This is a genomic window from Nocardioides piscis, from assembly GCF_011300215.1.
Lineage (GTDB): Bacteria > Actinomycetota > Actinomycetes > Propionibacteriales > Nocardioidaceae > Nocardioides > Nocardioides piscis.
On the sequence record NZ_CP049866.1, the window covers coordinates 273,560 to 293,484 of the forward strand.

The 19,925-nt window shown below is 68.8% G+C and carries 18 protein-coding genes; 8 read left to right on the forward strand and 10 right to left on the reverse strand.

Features of this window, described 5'->3' with window-relative positions; genetic code table 11:
* Positions 1-15 precede the first annotated feature (15 nt).
* The 3 genes from G7071_RS01440 to G7071_RS01450 form a co-directional block, all read right to left on the reverse strand.
* Positions 16-1,029 carry an NADP-dependent oxidoreductase gene (locus tag G7071_RS01440; protein ID WP_166314002.1) on the reverse strand — a complete coding sequence of 338 codons (1,014 nt, stop codon included), beginning with the start codon at positions 1,027-1,029 and terminating at the stop codon, positions 16-18.
* Between the two features lie 338 nt (positions 1,030-1,367).
* Entirely contained in the window at positions 1,368-2,582 is a 1,215-nt protein-coding gene (locus G7071_RS01445; RefSeq protein ID WP_166314004.1) for a fatty acid desaturase family protein, read from the reverse strand.
* Positions 2,583-2,594: 12 nt separating this feature from the next.
* Positions 2,595-3,668, reverse strand: coding sequence for a ferredoxin reductase (locus G7071_RS01450; RefSeq protein WP_166314006.1), 1,074 nt, complete (start codon positions 3,666-3,668; stop codon positions 2,595-2,597).
* Between the two features lie 103 nt (positions 3,669-3,771).
* Between G7071_RS01450 and msrB the strand changes: the two genes are divergently transcribed.
* The 6 genes from msrB to G7071_RS01480 all read left to right on the forward strand — a co-directional run bounded on the left by msrB (position 3,772) and on the right by G7071_RS01480 (position 10,371).
* Positions 3,772-4,176: a peptide-methionine (R)-S-oxide reductase MsrB gene (gene msrB, locus G7071_RS01455; protein ID WP_166314008.1), complete on the forward strand. Its 405-nt coding sequence runs from the start codon at positions 3,772-3,774 to the stop codon at positions 4,174-4,176.
* 52 nt (positions 4,177-4,228) lie between these two features.
* On the forward strand, positions 4,229-5,431 hold the full coding sequence (locus G7071_RS01460; protein ID WP_246210303.1) for a nucleotide sugar dehydrogenase: 1,203 nt from the start codon (positions 4,229-4,231) through the stop codon (positions 5,429-5,431).
* The gene (locus tag G7071_RS01465; protein ID WP_166314012.1) at positions 5,428-6,210 is read left to right on the forward strand and encodes a glycosyltransferase family 2 protein; all 783 of its coding nucleotides are present in this window, start codon (positions 5,428-5,430) and stop codon (positions 6,208-6,210) included. The genes G7071_RS01460 and G7071_RS01465 overlap by 4 nt, the downstream gene beginning before the upstream one ends.
* Positions 6,207-7,238 carry an NAD-dependent epimerase/dehydratase family protein gene (locus G7071_RS01470; protein WP_166314014.1) on the forward strand — a complete coding sequence of 344 codons (1,032 nt, stop codon included), beginning with the start codon at positions 6,207-6,209 and terminating at the stop codon, positions 7,236-7,238. Before G7071_RS01465 ends, G7071_RS01470 begins: the two co-directional genes overlap by 4 nt.
* Before the next feature lie 16 nt (positions 7,239-7,254).
* Positions 7,255-8,925 (forward strand): hypothetical protein, encoded by a 1,671-nt coding sequence (locus G7071_RS01475; RefSeq protein ID WP_166314016.1) that lies wholly within the window; start codon positions 7,255-7,257, stop codon positions 8,923-8,925.
* Between the two features lie 315 nt (positions 8,926-9,240).
* Positions 9,241-10,371, forward strand: a complete 1,131-nt coding sequence (locus G7071_RS01480; RefSeq protein ID WP_166314018.1) for a hypothetical protein — start codon at positions 9,241-9,243, stop codon at positions 10,369-10,371.
* Between the two features lie 186 nt (positions 10,372-10,557).
* Here the strand turns inward: G7071_RS01480 and G7071_RS01485 are convergent, their stop codons facing one another.
* The 6 genes from G7071_RS01485 to hemG form a co-directional block, all read right to left on the reverse strand.
* Positions 10,558-11,487 carry a hypothetical protein gene (locus G7071_RS01485; RefSeq protein ID WP_166314020.1) on the reverse strand — a complete coding sequence of 310 codons (930 nt, stop codon included), beginning with the start codon at positions 11,485-11,487 and terminating at the stop codon, positions 10,558-10,560.
* A gap of 14 nt (positions 11,488-11,501) precedes the next feature.
* Complete coding sequence (gene hemQ / locus G7071_RS01490; RefSeq protein ID WP_166314023.1) at positions 11,502-12,200, reverse strand: hydrogen peroxide-dependent heme synthase; 699 nt, start codon at positions 12,198-12,200, stop codon at positions 11,502-11,504.
* Between the two features lie 93 nt (positions 12,201-12,293).
* Positions 12,294-13,361 (reverse strand): glycosyltransferase, encoded by a 1,068-nt coding sequence (locus tag G7071_RS01495; RefSeq protein WP_166314025.1) that lies wholly within the window; start codon positions 13,359-13,361, stop codon positions 12,294-12,296.
* Complete coding sequence (locus G7071_RS01500) at positions 13,358-13,939, reverse strand: TetR/AcrR family transcriptional regulator (RefSeq protein WP_166314027.1); 582 nt, start codon at positions 13,937-13,939, stop codon at positions 13,358-13,360. Before G7071_RS01500 ends, G7071_RS01495 begins: the two co-directional genes overlap by 4 nt.
* Before the next feature lie 127 nt (positions 13,940-14,066).
* Positions 14,067-15,320 (reverse strand): HNH endonuclease signature motif containing protein, encoded by a 1,254-nt coding sequence (locus G7071_RS01505; RefSeq protein WP_166314029.1) that lies wholly within the window; start codon positions 15,318-15,320, stop codon positions 14,067-14,069.
* 133 nt (positions 15,321-15,453) lie between these two features.
* Positions 15,454-16,779 carry a protoporphyrinogen oxidase gene (hemG, locus tag G7071_RS01510; protein WP_206062872.1) on the reverse strand — a complete coding sequence of 442 codons (1,326 nt, stop codon included), beginning with the start codon at positions 16,777-16,779 and terminating at the stop codon, positions 15,454-15,456.
* 91 nt (positions 16,780-16,870) lie between these two features.
* On the opposite strand from hemG, the gene G7071_RS01515 reads away from it, so the two are divergent.
* Together G7071_RS01515 and G7071_RS01520 are read left to right on the forward strand one after the other, a co-directional pair.
* On the forward strand, positions 16,871-17,893 hold the full coding sequence (locus tag G7071_RS01515) for a DUF4349 domain-containing protein (protein ID WP_166314031.1): 1,023 nt from the start codon (positions 16,871-16,873) through the stop codon (positions 17,891-17,893).
* A gap of 9 nt (positions 17,894-17,902) precedes the next feature.
* The gene (locus G7071_RS01520) at positions 17,903-18,865 is read left to right on the forward strand and encodes an NYN domain-containing protein (RefSeq protein WP_166314033.1); all 963 of its coding nucleotides are present in this window, start codon (positions 17,903-17,905) and stop codon (positions 18,863-18,865) included.
* 21 nt (positions 18,866-18,886) lie between these two features.
* On the opposite strand, the gene hemE is transcribed toward G7071_RS01520, so the two are convergent.
* Positions 18,887-19,918 (reverse strand): uroporphyrinogen decarboxylase, encoded by a 1,032-nt coding sequence (gene hemE / locus G7071_RS01525; protein ID WP_206062873.1) that lies wholly within the window; start codon positions 19,916-19,918, stop codon positions 18,887-18,889.
* Positions 19,919-19,925 lie beyond the last annotated feature (7 nt).

The window sequence follows — 19,925 nt, forward strand, 5'->3', positions numbered from 1 at the left end:
TAGCGGCTGCGCCGATCAGCTCACCTTGACGACGAGCTTGCCGAAGTTGTCGCCCCGCAACATCCCGGCGAACGCCGCACCGGCGTTCTCCAGCCCCTCCACGACGTCCTCGCGATAGCGCACCTGCCCGCTCGCGACCCACTCACCCATCTCGCGCACGAAGTCGCGCCCGTGGCTCCGGGTGAACTCGTCCTGGATGAAGCCGCGAATCGTCAGGCTCTGGGTCAGCACCTGGCCCATGAACCCGGCCAGCTGGTCGGGGCCCTCCGGCTGCGAGGTGAGGTTGTAGTTGGCGACCAGCCCGCAGACCGGGATCCGGGCATAGGTGTTGAGACGTCGGCGTACGGCGTCGAAGACCCCACCGCCCACGTTCTCGAAGTAGACGTCGATGCCGTCCGGGGTGGCCGCCTTGAGCTGGTCGCGGAAGTCAGGGGCGCGGTGGTCGAGGGCGGCGTCGAAGCCGAACTCCTCCGTCAGGGCCCGCACCTTCGTAGGCCCGCCGGCGATCCCGACGGCGCGCGCGCCCTTGATCCGGGCGATCTGGCCCACCGCGCTGCCGACGGGCCCGGTGGCAGCGGCCACCACGACCGTCTCGCCCTCCTTCGGCCTGCCGATCTCGAGGAGCCCGGCGTAGGCCGTGAAGCCGGGCATGCCGAGCACCCCCAGCGCCGTCGTCACCGGTGCGAGGGTGGGATCGAGCTTGCGGACGTGACGCCCGTCCACCACGTCGGCGCTCTGCCAGCCTGAGTAGGACAGCACCATGTCGCCCGGGGCGAGACCATCGAACCTGGACTCGACGACCTCGCCGACGGTCCCGCCGACCATCACGTCACCGATCTCGACCGGTGCGGCATAGGACTTGGCGGCGCTCAGCCGCCCGCGCATGTAGGGGTCGAGGGACAGGTAGCGGATCGCGAGTGCGACCTGCCCCTCCTCCAGCTCGGGCAGGGACCGCGTCGTCGTGCTGAAGGTGGCGGCGTCGGGCTCGCCGACCGGCCGCTGGGCCAGGAGGATCTGGGTGGTCTGCATCCCACCACCCTGCCAGTCCCGAGCGGCCGGCCGCTCAGAGGAGTGAGTTGGGCGCGAACCTCGGCGACTGGTCGGGGTCGTCGCGGTCGGGCCGGATGAACTCGAACCCGCTCGTCGTCACCACCACCTGGTCGGGCTCCGCCACCGACTCTGCACACCCTTCGTGCATGGGCGGGAGGTGGAACTCGAGCCGGTCGCGCTCGAGGGGGTCCCCACGAACGCGATGGGCCGTCCGAGGCCGTCCTCACAGACCCCGCAGATGCGCGAGAGCGCGCACTGCGTGACCCAGGCCCGAGTGGGTTCGCGCAGCCGGTTGGAGCCGTCGCGCAGGTCGGCCCTCATGCCGTCGAGGCCGCTGCGCGCGAGGACCAGCCGCCCGTCTCGACCATCCGGGTCGGGCGCTCGGCGTCCGTACGGCGACGCCGGTCCACGGGCGGCGTCGGCGGCTCGGGCTGGTCGGAGGAGGTGAAGCGGTTGGGGAGCGAGAGCTTCATGATCGTCCGCAGCGCCTGGCCGTACTGCCGGTGGAGCGGGCCGGTCGTGTAGGGAATGTCGTACTTCGCCGCGAGCTCGCGCACCCGCACCGAGATCTGGGGGTAGCGGTTGGACGGCAGGTCGGGGAACAGGTGGTGCTCGATCTGGTAGCCCAGGCTGCCGCTCATGACGTGCAGGAGACGTCCGCCCTCGAAGTTCGCCGAGCCCAGCATCTGGCGGAGGTACCACTCCGCGCGGGTCTCGTCCTCGAGCTCCTCCTCGGTGAAGTGCAGCGCCCCGTCGGGGAAGTGCCCGCAGAAGATGATCATGTAGGACCACAGGTTGCGCATCAGGTTGGCCGTGGCGTTGGCCGTCATGGTCGGCACGATGTTGCCCGGACCGGCCAGCCCGGTGAGCAGCGGGAAGAAGACGTAGTCCTTCCCGATCTGGCGACTGATCTTGCGCCGGATCTGACGCAGCTGCTTGGCGAGCACCTTGGGGTCCTTCTCGCGCTTGCGGATCGCCTCGAGGTCGAGGTCGTGCAGCGCGACGCCCCACTGGAAGAGCGTCGCGAGCAACGCGTTGTAGACGGGCTGGCCGAGGTAGACCGGGTGCCACTTCTGCTCGCGCGCCATCCGCAGGATGCCGTAGCCGATGTCGTTGTCGAAGCCCAGCACGTTGGTGAACTGGTGGTGGATGTAGTTGTGGCTGTGCTTCCACTGCTCCGCGGGCTGCGCGGTGTCCCACTCCCAGTTGGAGGAGTGGATCTCCGGGTCGTTCATCCAGTCCCACTGGCCGTGCATGACGTTGTGGCCGATCTCCATGTTCTCGAGGATCTTGGCCACTCCGAGCATGGCGGCGCCGGCGGCCCACGCGGGTGGGAAGCGCGAGGCGAAGAGGGTGACCCGACCGGCCACCGCGAGGCTGCGCTGGATCTTGATCAGGCGGTTGATGTATGCCGCGTCGTCATCACCGCGGGACTCCTCGACCTCCCGGCGGATGGCGTCGAGCTCGCGTCCGAGCTGCTCGACCTCCTCGGCGGTGAGGTGGGTGTATTCCTTGACGTCACTGATGGCCATGGTTGGTCCTTCCTAGATCGCAAGGGTGCAGGGGCCGACCGGGACGGTCACGCAGGTCTGTACCCGATCGTTGGGGTTGGAGTACTCCTCGCCGTTGCGCAGGTCGCGCACCGTGCCTTCGACGAGGGTGAGGGTGCAGGTGTGGCAGATGCCGGCCCGGCAGCCGTAGGGCATCCCGACCCCGGCTTCCTCGCCTGCCTCGAGCACGGTCGTGGCGCCGTCCGCCTCGATGGTCTTGTTGGAGTTCTGGAACGTGAGGGTGCCGCCCTCTCCGCCGTCACCGTCGAACTTGAGCGAGAACCGCTCGAGGTGGAGCTGGTCGCTGAGCGAGGCGTCCTCCCAGTGCTCCTCGATGGCGTCGAGCATCGGCGCCGGGCCGCAGGCCCAGGTCTCGCGGTCGCGCCAGTCGGGCACGATCCGGTCGAGGTCGGCGAGCTCGAGCATCCCGTCGTGGTCGGTGTGGAGGCGGTGCAGCGTCAGCGTCGGGTGCTTCTCGGCCAGCGCCACGATCTCGTCGCGGAAGATCATCCGCTCCTCGGTGGTCGAGGAGTAGTGGACGACGACGTCGGGCATGGTGTCGCGTCGGTCGAGCGTGCGGAGCATCGACATGACCGGGGTGATGCCCGATCCGCCCACCAGCATCAGCATCTTGGCCGGCGGCGGCGACGGCAGCACGAACTCACCCGCCGGCAGGGCCAGCCGGACGATGGTTCCGGGCTCCAGCCCGCCCACGAGGTGTTTGGACAGGAAACCCTCGGGCATGGCCCTGACGGTGATGGCGATGGTGCGCCCGGACCGCTTGGGGGGCGTGCTCACCGAGTAGGAGCGCCAGTGGAACTTGCCGTCGACCTGCACGCCGATGCCGACGTATTGGCCGGGGCGGTGCTCGTAGTGCCAGCCCCATCCGGGCCGGATCACCACGGTCGCGGCGTCCTCGGTCTCGGGGATCACCTTCTCGATCCGCCCGCGCAGCTCGCGCGCGGACCAGAGCGGGTTGATCATGGACAGGTAGTCGTCGGGGTGCAACGGCGTGGTGAGACGTGCTCCTGCCCGCCGCGCGAGGGTGAGGGTCTTGGTGGCTGCCATCGACTCAGTGAACAAGCGTCCACTCACTCTCGTCAAGGTGATGCCCAGCACGTGGCCCAGCACGTGGGGCCGGCCTCTGGGTCGGCCCCGTAGGCTGATGGACATGGGTTACGAGGTGGAGAAGACCGACGAGGAGTGGCGCGCCGAGCTCAGCGCCGAGGAATACGCGGTGCTGCGCCAGGCCGGCACCGAGCGCGCCTTCACCGGCACCTACACCGACACCGAGGACGAGGGCACCTACTCCTGCAAGGCGTGCGGGCACGAGCTGTTCACCTCGGGCACCAAGTTCCACTCCGGGTGCGGCTGGCCCAGCTTCTACCAGCCGATCAGCGACACGGTCGAATACATCAAGGACACCTCCCACGGGATGGACCGCGTCGAGGTGAGGTGCGCCAACTGCGGCTCACACCTGGGTCACGTGTTCCCCGACGGCCATGGCACCCCTACGGGTGACCGCTACTGCATCAACTCGATCAGCCTCACCCTGCGGCCGGCTGCGCAGTCCTAGGCCCGCGGCCTATAGGTTGGGGCCAGATTTCCCGACCCAGGAGGACTGGCCCTTGTCCGGCACGACATTCGACCACGACGTGGTCGTGGTGGGCGGCTGCGGCCACGTCGGTCTCCCGCTCGCCATCGCTCTCGCCTCGCGCGGGCTCGACGTCGCCATCCAGGACATCGACGCACGCGCCGTCGACCTCGTCCTCAGCGGCGAGCTCCCCTTCATGGAGGACGGCGCCCAGGAGGTCCTCCAGCAGGGCCTGGCCGCCGGCAGGTTGACCGCCACCACCGACCCAGAGGTCATCGGTCGCTCCGAGGTGGTCGTCGTCGTGATCGGCACCCCGGTCGACGAGCACCTCAACCCCGACCCGCACGCGGTCACCAAGGCCCTGCGCGAGTCGCTCGGCTCGTTCCGCGACGGGCAGCTCGTCGTGCTGCGGAGCACCGTCTATCCCGGAGTCACGCGCACGATCGAGCGGCTCTTCGCCGACGCGGGTCTCGACCTCGACGTCGCCTTCTGTCCCGAGCGGATCGCGGAGGGCAGGGCGATGGAGGAGCTCTTCACGCTGCCCCAGATCGTCTCCGCCCGCACCCAGGATGCGCGCGACCGTGCGGCGAAGCTGTTCGGAGCGCTCACGCCGAGCGTCGTCGAGCTGGATCCCGAAGAGGCCGAGCTGGCCAAGCTGTTCACCAACAACTGGCGCTACATCAAGTTCGCCGCCGCCAACCAGTTCTACGTCATGGCCAACGACCACGGTCTCGACTACGACCGGATCCGCAAGGCGCTCGCCCACGACTACCCCCGCGCCGCCGACATGCCCGGTGCGGGCTTCGCCGCCGGCCCGTGCCTGTTCAAGGACACGATGCAGCTCGCGGCCTTCACCGACAACTCCTACGTCCTGGGTCACTCGGCGATGCTGGTCAACGAGGGGCTCCCTCTCTATCTCGTCACCCGCATGGAGCAGGCCCACGACCTCGCCGACCTCCGCGTCGGCATCCTGGGCATGGCCTTCAAGGGCGAGAGCGACGACATCCGCTCCAGCCTCTCCTACAAGCTCAAGCGGATCCTCGAGTTCCGCTCGCGGGAGGTGTTCTGCACCGACCCCTACGTCACCGTGGACGACAGCCTGCTGCCGCTCGAGGAGGTCCTCGAGCGCTCCGACGTGCTCGTCATCGGGGCTCCGCACAAGACCTACGCCGACGTGGTGACCGACAAGCCGGTTGTGGACGTGTGGAACCTCCTCGGCAACGGGACGACCGTATGACGCTGGCGGTGTCGGTCGTCATTCCCGCCTACAACGAGCAGGACGGCGTCGTGCCCGTCCTCGACCGCATCTTCCAGGCGGTCGAGTCGGTCCTCGAGGTGCTCGTCGTCGTCGACTTCGCCGAGGACAGCACGGTCCCGGTCGTCAAGGGCCACCCCAGGTATGGCGACGGGCTGAGCGTCCTGGTCAACACCTATGGTCGCGGCCCGGCCCACGCCATCCGCTATGGCATCGACCACGCCAGCCACGACGTCGTCGTCGTCACCATGGCCGACGGGTCCGACGACCCGCGCCAGATCGACCCGTTGGCACGCCTCGTCGAGCGCGGGGTCGTGGTCGCCGCTGCGTCGCGCTACTGCCCCGGTGGGCAGCAGGTCGGCGGCCCGCTCCTCAAGAGCCTCATCTCCCAGGGCGCCGGGCGCTCGCTGGGAGTCCTGGCCCGGGTCGGCACGCAGGACGCGACCAACAGCTTCAAGGCCTACTCGACCGACTTCATCCGCGAGGTCGGGATCCACAGCACCAGCGGCTTCGAGATCGGCCTCGAGCTCACGGCCAAGGCGCGACGCCTGCGCCGCCCGGTCGCGGAGCTCCCGACCATCTGGCTCGACCGCACCATCGGCGACTCCAACTTCGACATGAAGGCCTGGATCCCCAAGTATCTCCGCTGGTACCGCTTCGCCTTCGGTCCGGCCCTCAGCCTCGAACAGGTCTCCGAGCAGGCCGCCCGGATCGCCGCCCTCAATCAACGCGCCACCACAACGAACGGAAAGTCATCGTGAGCAACGACCAGAAGGTCCTCGTCTCGGGTTCGGCCGGCTTCATCGGCGGCTACGTCGTCGAGGAGCTCCTCAGCCGCGGATACACCGTGGTCGGCATCGACAACTACTCCAAGTACGGCAAGGTCGAGAAGTCCTACGACAACCACCCCAACTACCACTTCTACGAGGACGACTGCCGCAACGTTGACGTCATGAAGAAGCTGCTCGCCGACTGCGACCACCTCATCGCCGGCGCAGCCCTGATCGGCGGCATCTCCTACTTCCACGCCTACGCCTACGACCTCCTCGCCCAGAACGAGCGGATCATGGCCTCCCAGTGCGACGCGGCGATCGAGGCCTTCCAGCACGGCAAGCTCAAGAAGGTCACCTATCTCTCGAGCTCGATGGTCTTCGAGTCGACCGAGCACTGGCCCTCCAAGGAGGGCGACGAGCGGAAGATCCCGCCGCCCCTGTCGTCGTACGGCTTCCAGAAGCTCGCGGTCGAATACTTCGCCAAGGCCGCTTGGGACCAGTACAAGGTGCCCTACACGATCGTGCGCCCCTTCAACTGCGTCGGCGTCGGTGAGGGCCGTGCCCTCGGTGACGTCGAGGTGACCTCCGGCAACGTCAAGCTGGCCATGAGCCACGTCGTGCCCGACATCGTGCAGAAGATCGTCAAGGGCCAGGACCCGCTGCACATCCTGGGCGAGGGCAACCAGGTCCGCCACTACACCTACGGCGGCGACCTCGCCCGGGGCATCGTCGAGTGCATGAGCCAGGACGCGGCCTACAACGAGGACTTCAACATCTCGACGGCCGAGTCGACCACCGTCCGCGAGCTCGCCGAGGTGATCTGGCGCAAGATCAAGGGCGACGCGCCCCTGACGCTGGTGAGCGACGAGGCCTACGAGTACGACGTGCAGAAGCGCGTGCCCGACGTCCAGAAGGCCAAGGACGTGCTGGGCTTCGAGTGCACCACGACGCTCGACGACATGCTCGACGAGGTCATCCCGTGGGTGACGCAGGCCGTCGCCGACGGTCGTCTCTGAGCTCGACGACCTCTCGGTGCGACTGCCCAGGGAGCGGTGGCCGCTCGTCACGACCGTCCTGATCGTCCTGATCGGCTCGGTGTTCTTGCTGACGCAGGCGCGCCACCTGTGGTTCTTCGGCGACGACTGGGCCTTCCTGCTGGCTCGCGACCTCGGCGAGCGTCCGGTCGAGAGCCTGATGGCTCCGCACAACGAGCACTGGAGCACCGTCCCGGTCCTGATCTACCGGGCGCTCTACTCCGTGTTCGGGCTGCACCACTTCCTGGTGTTCGCGGCGCTCCCGGTCGCAGCACACGCTGTCGCGTGCGTCTTGCTCTTCCTGGTGCAGAGCCGCTGCGGCATCCACCCGTGGGTCTCCGCCGGCGTCACCGCGGTGCTGGTCTTCCTCGGCGCCGGAGCTGAGAACCTGCTGTGGTCGTTCCAGATCGGAATGATCGGCACTGCGGTCTTCGGCCTGGCCGCCCTCCTGCTTTCCGCCGGCTGGACGGGTCGCCGGACCGTTGTGATCATCTGGACGCTTTCGGTCCTGTCGCTGATGACAGCCAGCACGAGCATTCCGATGCTCATCTGGCTCGGCGCGTTCACATTCGCGCGCCACGGTCTGCGGCGAGCGCTGGTGCTCGCGGTCCCGCCGATGATCGTGTACGCCGCCTGGTTCATCGTCTGGGGTCGTCAGGCCGAGACCGGCATCCCGGAAAGCCGGCCGGTCGACGTGATGCCTCTGGCCTGGAAGGGCCTGTCCGTCACCTGGGAGCGCATGACCGGCTTCGAAGGGGTCGGACCGGTCCTAGTGATCGGACTGCTGACGGCCGCCTTGACGCTCCAACCTGACAGCGCGCGCCGCGCCCTGGCGCTGTCGGGCGCAGCCACCGCAGTGATCACTTACCTGATCCTTGCGGACTCGCGCGGCGGCCTGGGACCTGAGTCGACCTCGCCGTCTCGCTACTCCTACTTCGGCGCGCTGATGCTGCTCCCTGCGCTCGCCCTCGTGCTGCACAGCCTGTGGGACCGGTTGAAGACCCGGCGGGTCGAAGGGTCGGTCGCGCTAGCGGCGATCCTGGGCCTGCTAGTCATCCCGGGGATCCTCGGAACGGTCGACTTCCGCGTGGGTCGGGACACCCTCACTCCCGACCTGCGCGCTCGCACCATTGCCGCCAGCGAGCTGGCTCGTTCGTCCGAGCGACTTCTGGACAACGCCGTTGACGAGTCCTACAACCCGAACATCACGGCCGACGCGCTGCGTCTCGACTCAGTGGCCGCCGCCCTCCCGGACGGTCCCGTGACCGCACGCGATCGCCTCACCGCCCGGGCGGCTCTCCAGGTGAGCGCGGCTCCGACCTCCTGGGGGTTGCCCGAGGCGGTAGCCACTGTCGAGGGCACTGAGACATCGCCCTCAGGCGACTGCTCCATCGGCCTCGGGGCAGTCGGCAGCGTCCTCGAGATCCCATCAGGAAGGGAAGGGGCCCAAGCCAGGCTGATTCTCTCGGAGACCGACCGCACCACCGTTCGTCTGCGGGACGGAACCGTGACGAGCGCGTCCGTGCCAATGGTCGTCGGCGACACCAGCGAGGTCTACGTCGGCGTCACGGCACCAGGCGTGGGGCTCCTCGTAGACCTTCCGCCCGGAGTTCCTTTCACAGTATGCGGACGCTTAGACGCTGGTCAGGAGGATGCCATTGCTCCCTGAATGCCTGCGCTGGCTCCCCTTTGCGCCTGCTCATGTCCCGCACCAGTTCGCAGCAGGTCGCGTGCATTGCCGTCAACCCCCACGCGTCAACTCATGGAATGAGAAGGTCATGTTCGTGAATAGTGACTCGGTGGTTCGCGTACCGGTGGCGGCCAACACCATCGATCATTACCACGAACGCGTACGCCAGAAGTCAAACGCGCCAGGACGCTGGCCTTGCCTGCGAACGCGCCCCCATTGTTCGCGAGAGGTTCGAAATCATCCCTTGGAGGGTCTGAGCCTTCACCGACGATGGTCCCTGGGGGACTCGCGACGATGAAGGTCCTTCGTATTCTCGAGCGCCTCGTCTTTGAGACCCGACCGTGGCTCTTCACCGCGATTCTTATCGGCGTGATCCTGCTCAAGACCGGTGTGTGGTGGATCCCTAACCTCTCACTGTCCATAATGGCTGCCCAAAATCCCTTCGCTGACCCCAACTTCGCCGACCCGAATGCCGACTACCTGTTCTGGAACTGGTTGGCGATGTTCTTGGCCTGGGCCCTCGGAGCGACAAGCTTCGCCCCATACTTTCTGTTGCATCTCGGGTTCGCCGTAGCCTTCGAAATCGTGATGTTCGCGCTCCTGCTGCGTCGGCTTCCCCGTGACCTGGGTCGGTCGGCCGCGGTGATTTTTGCGACACTCCCCGTATCCGGAACGGCCTACTTCTGGGTCGGCATGGACGGACTGACGTTGCTTCTGACTGCACTCGTGCTTGTCGCGGCGTCCCACCAGTGGGCAGTGTTGACCCTAGGCGTGCTCCTCGGCATGCAACACTTCGAGCAGGGCGTCGTCGCTGCAGGCGCTCTTCTCGTCAGTTTGCTGATGGCCCGATGGGTCGGCAAGCAGGTGCAATTCCCACTCTCCTCAGCATTCGCCTTGCTGATCGGCCTGCTTCTAGGCAAAGGGGCCCTGATTGCAATCTTCTCAGCCCATGACATCGAGGTGGAATCGCGTACGTTCTGGCTGCGCACCAATGTGGTGATGGTGATTGACCAGTTCGCGTTCCACTGGCAGTGGGTCCTGTTCGCTACCCTGGGCTTGGGTTGGTTGGTCATCCTGCGTAGTTTCGATCTCGGCCGCGATGCGTTCCCTCTCCTGTCCGGACTGGCAGTTGCGCTGGCCCTGCTGCCCATCGTGGGAGACCAGACACGAGTCGTCGCGAGCACGTCGCTGCTCGTACTGGGGGTGTTCGTCCTGCTGGACGAGCAACTACTGCGGTCTTACCAACGGATCGAGGTAGCCGCACTGCTGGCGGTTTGGCTACTCGTGCCTTATGTGTGGGTGTGGGGCGGGGTACCGCGGTGGTCAGTCCTGCCCCACGATCTCGCATACCTACTCCACCGCGTAGGTCCCTGGTTCGATCGCGTGGTCCCAGCGGATCCAGCGCTTTGGCCCTTTGGGTTCTGACGCGGTCTCGACTCGTGACGAAGCCCTGGTGTGGTGATGGTCGTGACCAGTGCGGTTCTCGTGGCAGGCGCGGATCGTGGGCGTTGCTGTGGGGCCTGATCGCGAGGTACCCGCACGTCGTGGCCCGACGGCGACGAGCTGCCAGCATCTGTTGCGCCAGGCAGCCCGCCACCTGCTCGTCTGAAGTCAGCCCACTGGGCCCAGTGTCGAGGTGATCTCGACCCGCCCCTCGCCATACGTCTCGTCGGCCCAGGCCTGCAGCGAACCGTCGTCGAAGAGCACTCCGAGCTGCACGACGTCGTCGGCGGCCGACGACGTGGTGGCGCCGGGGAGCTTCTGCAGCTCCATCGCGACCTCGTTGAGCTCGGCCTCGGTGAAGCGGGCCTCGCTCACGCACAACGCGCCGCCCCAGGTCTCCCGGAGCTTCGCCTCGGCGCCGGCCGGGTCCTGGGTGACGGCGACGTTGATGACGACCTTGGTCGGGTCGTTGGCCGCAGCCTCGTCGGGACCCTGGTCGAGCCAGGCGCCGGCATAGCCCGGAAGGCCGCCAGCCGTGGCGAAGGTGGCGTCCATCGACGCCTGGTCGGCCTTGGCCGGGTCGACCACGGCCCAGCCACCGGCAGGCGGGTCGCAGGGGCTGGTGGGACTCGGCTCCGGGGGCTGGCTGACGGTGTCGTACAACGCGGCGGGGATTGCGTCAGTGACCGTCAGGCTCTCGCCGTCGAAGGTGCCGGTGAGCGCGAAGTCGCCCCACCTGGTGCCGGACTGGTCCTCGTGCTCGGGGTGCGCTGCCCAGTCCCACCCGGCGAGCGGGGTCCCTTCGCACTGCGGCGGCAGCGACTCGGCCACGAAGGTGCACAGCTGGGGGCCGTCGCCGTCGTCGAGGACGGTCACGAGTCCTTCGGTGCGGACCAACCCGTCAGCAGCAGGTATGGCGCTCGGCATCTCGTCCGGCGCAGCGGGGGCGCCGTGGTCGTCGGCATCCGCGCTCTGGCCGGCGGGGTCGACGCCGCGCATCTGCTCCTCGGTGCTGCAGGCGGCGGTCAGGGTGAGGGCGAGGGTCGCGGCGAGCGCGGTGAGGGGGCGCAGCATGGTGGTGGGACGCGACGGGTTCATGGTCGGTTCCCTCGTCAGGGCAGGCGGGCGAGCAGGTCGGCCGGCGTCACCCGGGACCCGGTGTAGAACGGCACCTCCTCGCGCACGTGCCGACGGGTCTCCGAGCCGCGGAGGTGTCGCATCAGGTCGACGATGCGATAGAGCTCGTCGGCCTCGAAGGCCAGCATCCACTCATAGTCACCGAGCGCGAACGAGGCGACCGTGTTGGCGCGGACGTCGGGGTAGTCGCGGGCCATCTTGCCGTGCTCGGCGAGCATGGCGCGACGCTCGCTGTCCTCGAGGAGATACCACTCATAGGACCGCACGAAGGGATAGACGCAGATGTGGGCCCGCGACTCCTCCTCGGCCAGGAACGCCGGGATGTGCGACTTGTTGAACTCGGCGGGGCGGTGGAGCGCCATCTGCGACCACACCGGCTCGAGGCGCGCGCCGAAGGTGGTTCGGCGGAAGGTGTTGTAGGCCGACTGCAGCATCTCGCTGTCCTCGGCGTGCCACCACACCATCAGGTCGGCGTCGGCCCGCAGCCCCGAGACGTCATAGACGCCGCGTACGACGATGTCCTCCTCGGCCTGGGACGCGAACAGCGCCTCCAGCTCGGCCGCCTCGGCCTCGCGGTCGCCGGCCCCGAGGGGGTCACGCAGCTTGAACACCGACCACATCGTGTAGCGGATGGTGTCGTTGAGCTCGCGGACCTGGGAAGCCTTGGATGCCATGGCGTCATTGTGCCCGGAGGACTGCAGCCGCCGCGCGATGGGTTGAGGCTCAAGGACCAGAGCCTGCCGAGGTTCACGGTGGCGCTGGGTGGGTCAGCCATGACTCACCTTCTCGAGGATGTCGGCCGCGCGGCGGCGGCCGTCGAACTCGCGGATCTCGGCTCCCAGTCGGGCCGCGGCGGCGCGGTGCGGACCGTCGGCCAGCAGTTGTTCGGCGGCCGCCCCGATTCGCGCAGGCCTGGAGTGTCGGGACAGGCTCAGTCCCGCGCCGGCGCGGCTGATCGCCCGGCCGACCAAGGGTTGGTCGCTCCTACGGTCGAGCGGCAGGATCAACAGCGGGACGTCGTGCGCGAGCGCTGCCATCGCTGTCCCGTGACCGCCGTGGCTGATCACCAGGGACGCCTCCGGAAGGACCTGCGAGTGCGGCAGCCATTGGTGCACCTCGACCGACCCCGGGATGCGTAGTCGACCGACTGGCACCGACGGACCGACAGTGGCGATGACGCGCGCGTCGACACCGCCGAGCGCGTCGAAGGTCCGCTGCCACAGTCCGACGAGAGAGGCGAAACCGAAGGTGCTGAAGCTGACCAGGATGGTCTTCTCGCCAGGGGTCGCTGGCTGACCGGTCGCAGTCGGTCCGGCATGCACAACGTTGCCGGCACCCTGGTCCAGGTCCGGCAGCGCCATCACCAGCGTCGGTGAACCGGCGTCGTACAACGACAAGAGAGGGCAGCCGCGCAGCCGGAGCGCCAGGCCGAGCGGGCCTCGAGCAGCCTTGCGCCAATAGCTGTCGAAGGCGTGCGCGAAGGTCACCCACGAGCGTCCGGCCGCACGCAGGGACTGCATGACCCCGAAGAGCAACCCGTCGACCACCACGACGTCCGCCGGCGCGGTCTCCAGCGACGTCAAGACATCCCGGCCCATGGTGCGGTCACTCACCAAGGCGAGCATTCGGGCGGTGGAGTGGGGCTCACGACCGTCGAACGGCTTCGCCGTGATGTACGTCGAGAACACCATGCCGGCATCTCGGATCCGTTGTTCCTGCGCTCTGTGACCGAGGAAGCGAACCTCGTGGCCACGGACCTGCAGCTCGGTTGCAACCGCAAGCTCCGGGTCAAGGTTGCCGCCACCGTCGAAGGTCACGAAGAGATACCTGGTCATGGCGAGCCCTTTCGATCCAGGATCGCGTTGATCAGGGCGTGAACGCGGGCTTCGGTGTCGGTTCGGCTCAGGCCCCGGTCGCGGCGCAGCAACTTCCACGTGTAGACATCGGTCGCAATGACAAGTAGGTCGATCACCGCGGGGTCGTTCGTGTACGGCGCGAAGACGTCCTCGACCCACCGACGGTGGACCGCCTTGCCTGTCGCAGCGATGGTCGCGACGGCCTCGGGATCTGTCTCCTCCTGGGCGAGCAGCAGGAGGGCCAGCTTGCCCTCGCCGGCGTCGTACTGATCCAACAGACGCCGCACCGCGGAGTCGATGTCCCCCGGTTCGGCGGTGCGCGCTGCGGCAATCAGTTCCGTCCCGTAGGCAACGGTGGCTTCGATCAGGCCGGCCTTGCTGGCGAAGTGCCGCAGGATGGTCTGCACGCTCACTCGCGCCTGGACGGCCACCGCCTCGAGCGTGATCAAGGCAATGGGTTGCTGCGTCGACAGCATGAGACACGCGTCGAGAATCGCGATGCGGGTGGCCTGGACCCCTTCTGCGCGGGCCGCCATCCGGTAGGCGCGAGCTTTCATGTCAAGCGACGTTACTACCAAATCTATTTCGCGTAAATGGGCATCCACACGAAAGCCTACCCGCGTACGGAACGAGCTTTTCAGGACAGAACGAAGTCGCTTCGAGACCATTCCAACCGCTGTCGGCCTAGTTGCGTCTGGTGAATCGGTAGTCGCCGTTGGGCATGCGCTGGGTGAGGTAGCGGGCGTCGTGGGCGCGGTGGTGGTGGTGACAGCAGAGCAGGGCGGCGTTGTCGAGGTCTGTGGTGCCGCCGTCGGACCACGCGTGGGGGTGGTGGGTCTCGCACCAGGCCGCGGGCACGGTGCAGCCGTGCGCTTGGCACTGGGGTTGTTGGATCCGCAGGGCCTTGCGTTGCGCCGCTGAGTGGAGACGGCGGGAGCGGCCGAGGTCGAGGACTTCTGATCGTCCGCCGAGGACGGCGGGCAGGATCTTGGCCTGGCAGGCGAGGCGCCGGGCGTGGGAGGAAGTGATGGCGTCGCCGGTCTCCAGGGTCGCGACCCCGGCCTTCTCGAGGGCGGCGGTGAGGTGGTCGTGGTCGAGGTGGACGGTCACGGTGGTCGCGGTGCCCCCGTGGGCGGGCAGCACCTGGGCGGGCAGGGCTTCGAGGAGGTCGGTCAGCGCCAGGCCGAGGAGCCGCGGGGTGGGGATGGGTTGTCCGTCGGACTCGTTCGCCGTACGGCGGGGTGAGGCGAACGCTTCGAGATAGGTCCGCAGTCGCGCGGCTGTGGCGTCACTGATCCGCCCCGAGATGCGGGTGGTGCCGTCGCCTTGGGGTGTCAGGGTCAGGCGGGTGCGTTCGGCGGCGGCCTGTTCCTCGCGTTCGAGGGCGTCGCGTTCGGCTTGTTCGCCGATCTCGGGGGCGATGACGTCGAGGACCTTGCGGGCCAGGCGCCGCAGCGGGGTGGGTGCCCAGTGGTCGGCGAGGTCGATGAGGTGGAGCTCGGCTTGTTCACGGACCGCGGGGGTGACGATGTCGTCGGGGAGGTCGTCGAGGGCAGAGGCGATGACACGGGCCTGGTCGAGGTTGACCCGGCCGTCGCGGACCGCGGCGCCGAGGTGGACGTGCTCGGTGTCGAGGGATCGGGCGAGCCGGTGAAGCCCGATGCTCGGCCGGTGGTCGTGACGGGTGGCGGCGGCGAACCAGTCACCGGCCGTCCGGGCGCCGGCCTCGTGGGCCACGTCCCCGGAGGTGGCCAGCACCGACAACATCAGCCCCTGGGCGCGAGACACGACGCCGGACAGCTCGACCAGTGCGGCTGCCTTGTCGGTGGGGGTGAGGAAGGTCGGGTTGAAGGTCGCGGCCTTGTCGAAGCCCTCGGAAATGCTCGCGACGACGCCCAGCAGCGGGTGTTGTTGCCCCTTGTCGTGAGTGGTTTCCATGGGCTGATTCTATGCGCATGACACCTGTATTAGAACCTCTGTTCGAGTTATCCACACTGGAAGTGTCGGGAATGCGAAGTCCACAGGAACAGACGCACAAATGGCCCGACAGTTCCTTTGATCGGCCGCCCCTCTAGTGGTGGAGCGCCTCCGCTGCCTGTCGGGCCGAGCCGATGACCGCAGGAATGCCGACCCCGTCGCACCACGCTCCGCAGACCGCGATCCCGCGCGGCAGGGCTGACCGCACACGCGCGACCAGGTCGAGGTGGCCGACGGCGTACTGCGGGAGGCCTCCACCCCACCGCTGCACGTGCGTCTCGACCGGTGTCGCCCTGATCCCGGCCAGCTCCGCGAGGTCGGCGAGAGAGCGCCCCACCAGCTCGTCGTCGGTGGCCTGGAGCGTGCGCTCCTCCCCTGCGCGACCCAGCGAGGTCCGCAGGATCGCGAGGTCGCCGCCGGCCGACCCGACCCAGTCCCACTTGGCGAAGGAGAAGGTGCTTGCCTTGATCGCGCGCTGCTCGACCGGCGGCACCAGGAACCCGGAGCGGTCCGTCAGCCCGGCCACGGCGTCTCGCGGCAGGGCGAGCGTGACCACGACGACGCTCGCCGACTCGATGGACGCGATCTCCCGGGCAGCCTCGGGAGCAAGGTCCGCCAGCAGCCGTGCAGTCGGGGCAGCCGGAGTAGCGAGCACGACCCGGCCGGCCCGGATCGTCTCGGGGGCGTGGGCAGAGCCGACGGTCAGCAGCCAGCCCGAGCCGTCACGACGCAGCGCCCGCACCGGCGCGTCCGTCCGGACCTCCAGGCCTGAGGCGACCGCCCCCGGCAGGAGCCCCATCCCGCCCGGGATGCCGGCGAAGACAGGCTCGTCGCTTCGCCGTACGCCGACGAGCTGGTCGAGCAACGGGCCCCGCGCCGCCATCGCGAGCAGCTGGGGCACGGCCGCCGCCGCCGAGAGCCGGCGAGCGCTGCCTGCATAGACCCCGCCCAGCAACGGTTCGACGAGCCGGTCCACGACCTCCTCGCCCAGGCGCGACCCGACGAGGTCCCCGACCGAGACGTCGCCCTCGACAGGCGTGACGTGCTCGTCGCGCAACCGGGCCAGGCCCTCGTCGGAGAGGACCCCGGAGGCCGCCACCTCGGCGATGTCGAACGGCACACCCATCAGCGAGCGCGGCAGCGGCCGCAGCTCGCCGCGCGAGAAGATGCGCGACGTCGCAGCGGTCGGGTGGACCACCTCCAGCCCCAGGGCGCGCGCGAGGTCGACTCCCTCCGGCCGACGGTTGAGCATCGCCTCGGCGCCGACGTCGACCGGCACCCCGGCGACCGTCTCGAGCCTGAGCTTTCCGCCGACTCGTGGTGACCCCTCCAGGACGAGGACGCTGCCGGACCGTGAGAGCTCGCGGGCGGCGCTCAGCCCGGCGATGCCCCCACCGACGACCACGACGTCATGTCTCACGGCGCCAACTCTGGCACGCGGCCCGCGTCACGGTTCGGTCACGGGAAGCCGCGCGGGGAACCGCTGTCGACGTGCCGCGCGTCGGACCCCCATGCAGACATCCAGCAGGCTCCACCCGCGAGGCGGCCGCCGGGCCCGTCTCGTCGTCGCCCTGACCATGACGGCCGCCCTCCTCGGCGCGGTGGCCGCCTGCTCCTCCAGCGACTCCGGCGACTCGGCCGAGGGCGACGCCGGGGGCTCGGGCCTCAGCTCGCTCGAGGCCCCCCAGGAGGGCCACGCCGAGTCGGGTGACTCGGAAGGGTCGGGCGACGCAGGCAAGTCGGCCGACCGGGACGCTGCCCTCGACGATGGGTCGGACAGCACCGCGTCCCTCCGCGCTCCCGCCAGCGAGCGCGCGGTGATCTCCAAGGGCACCGTCTCCCTGGTGAGCGACGACGTGGCCAAGGCCCGCAACGACGTGCAGCGCATCGTCGATGCCCAGCACGGCACGGTCGCCGAGGAGAACACCGAGACCGACGACAAGGGCGTCGCCACCTACGCCCGCCTCGTGGTGCGGGTGCCGGCCGACTCCTTCGCCGTGACGATGGCTTCGTTGGAGAAGGCCGCCGAGCTGCGTTCGGCCGGTCTCACCAGCGAGGACGTGACCACGGAGGTGATCGACACCGGGGTCCGCGTCCGCGCCCAGGAGTCCAGCCTGCGTCGCGTCGAGCAGCTCCTGGCCGAGGCCGACTCGCTCAAGGACATCATCTGGATCGAGTCGCAGCTGACTCGGCGCCAGGCCGAGCTCGACTCCCTGAAGTCACAGCAGGCCTGGCTCGCTGACCAGACGAGCGACTCGACCATCACCGTCGACATCGAGCGCCGCTACGTCCCCGAGGAGGACGAGGAGACCGACGAGGACGCGGGCTTCCTCAGTGGCTTCAAGAGCGGCCTGAAGGCGCTCGGCGCGTTCGCCGAAGGCCTGGGCACCGTCGTCGGGGCTGTCCTCCCGTTCGCGATGGTCCTCGCCGTCATCGGCGTGCCGACGTGGTTGCTCGTGCGCCACGCCCGCCGCAGGCAGGGCCGCCCGGGTGGGTCCGCAGCCGAGCGCGAGGTGGACGTCCACGCGGGCTAGGGTCGCCCCATGGACTCTGACCTCCACGGAGGCACCCGCATCGCCGTCCTCATCGACGCCGACAACACCTCACCGAAGTACGCCGAGGCGCTGCTGGAGGAGGTCGCGAAGTATGGCTCCCCCACGATCAAGAGGGCGTACGGCGACTTCTCCTCCCAACAGCTGTCGGGCTGGACCCGCGAGCTCAACGCGCGTGCGATCCGGCCGATGCACCAGATCGCCTTCACCACCGGGAAGAACTCGACCGACTCGGCGCTGATCATCGACGCCATGGACCTGCTGCACGCCGGCAACGTCGAGGCGTTCGCGATCGTGAGCAGCGACAGCGACTTCACCAGCCTGGCCCTGCGACTGCGCGAGTCCGGTCGGAAGGTCTACGGCCTCGGCCGCAAGAACACGCCGTCGTCGCTGCAGAACGCCTGCGACCGGTTCATCGCCCTCGAGGTGCTGATGACCGACGCGCAGGAGGAAGCAGCCGACGAGAAGGTCCTCGACCGCAAGGGCGGCGACCGGGCCAGCGAGGAGAAGTCCGCCCAGGAGTCACCCTCGCTCAACCTGCAGAGCGCGCTGACCAAGGCCGTCAACGCCACCGCGGACGACGAGGGTTGGGCCACGGTCTCCCAGATCGGCAACCACCTCAACCGCACCCATGCGTCCTTCGACCCGCGCAACTTCGGGCACGGCAAGCTGACCGCGCTCGTGCAGGCCCAGCCCTACCTCGAGACCCGCGGCGAGGCCAACACCCTGGAGCTGCGGCTGAAGTCGCCGCGCAAGGCCGCCGCGGCCAAGAAGGCCACGAGCAGGCGCAGGGCCCCTGCGAAGTCGCAAGGGGCGGACGCGACGGTGGAGGCACCCTCCGAGGCCCCGGTCGAGACGCCGGTCGAGACGCCCGTCGAGAAGCCCGCGACGCCGAAGGTGACCGTCACGACCCGGACCCGCGCAGCCAAGAAGACCACGGCGCCCCAGGACTGACAGCCGTCACGGGCAGGTGGGTCAGCCCGAGTAGGACTGCACGAACTCCGTCAGCGCCTTCAGCTGACCGGGGTCGGTCGACGGGATGACCCCGTGACCGAGGTTGAAGATGTGGCCCTTCGCGGCCCGGCCGGCGTCGAGGATCTCTGCCGCGCGCTCGGTCATCACCTCGGTCGGCGCGAAGACCAGCGTCGGGTCGAGGTTGCCCTGCACGGCGCGGTCGCCGACGCGGGCGATGCCGTCCGCGAGCGGCGTGCGCCAGTCGATGCCGACGACGTCGGCACCCGCCTCGGCCATCAGCGACAGCAGGTTGGTGGTGCCGACACCGAAGTGGATGCGCGGCACCCCGAGCTCGCCGGCCGCGGCCAGCACCCGCGCCGAGTGCGGCATCACGTGGTCGGCATAGTCGCGAGGGGTCAGCGCCCCGGCCCACGAGTCGAAGAGCTGCACCGCACTCGCGCCAGCGGTGACCTGGACCCGGAGGTAGTCGGCGGCGATGCCGGCGATCTTGCGCATCAGCGCGTCCCACACGTCCGGGGCGCCGAACATCATCGCCTTGGTCTTTGCGTGCTCCTTCGACGGCCCGCCCTCGACGAGGTAGGACGCCACGGTGAACGGCGCGCCGGCAAACCCGATCAGTGGGGTGCCGCCCAGCTCGGCGACCAGCTGCCGCACGGCCTGGCTGATGAACGGGACGTGGGACGGGTCGAGGTCGGGGATGGCCTCGACGTCCGCGAGCGTGCGAACCGGCGACGCGACGACCGGCCCGATGCCCGGCTTGATGTCGAGGTCGACGCCGACCGCCTTCAGCGGCAGGACGATGTCGGAGAAGAAGATGGCGGCATCGACGCCATAGCGCCGGACCGGCTGCAGGGTGATCTCGGTGACGAGGTCGGGGTCCATGCAGGACTCCAGCATCCCGACGCCCTCGCGGAGCTTGAGATATTCGGGGAGCGACCGGCCTGCCTGCCTCATGAACCACACCGGCGTGTGGCTGGCGGTCTCCCCACGGGCGGCGGCGAGGAAGGCACTGTCGGCGAGCTGGGCTGTCACGAGCGAA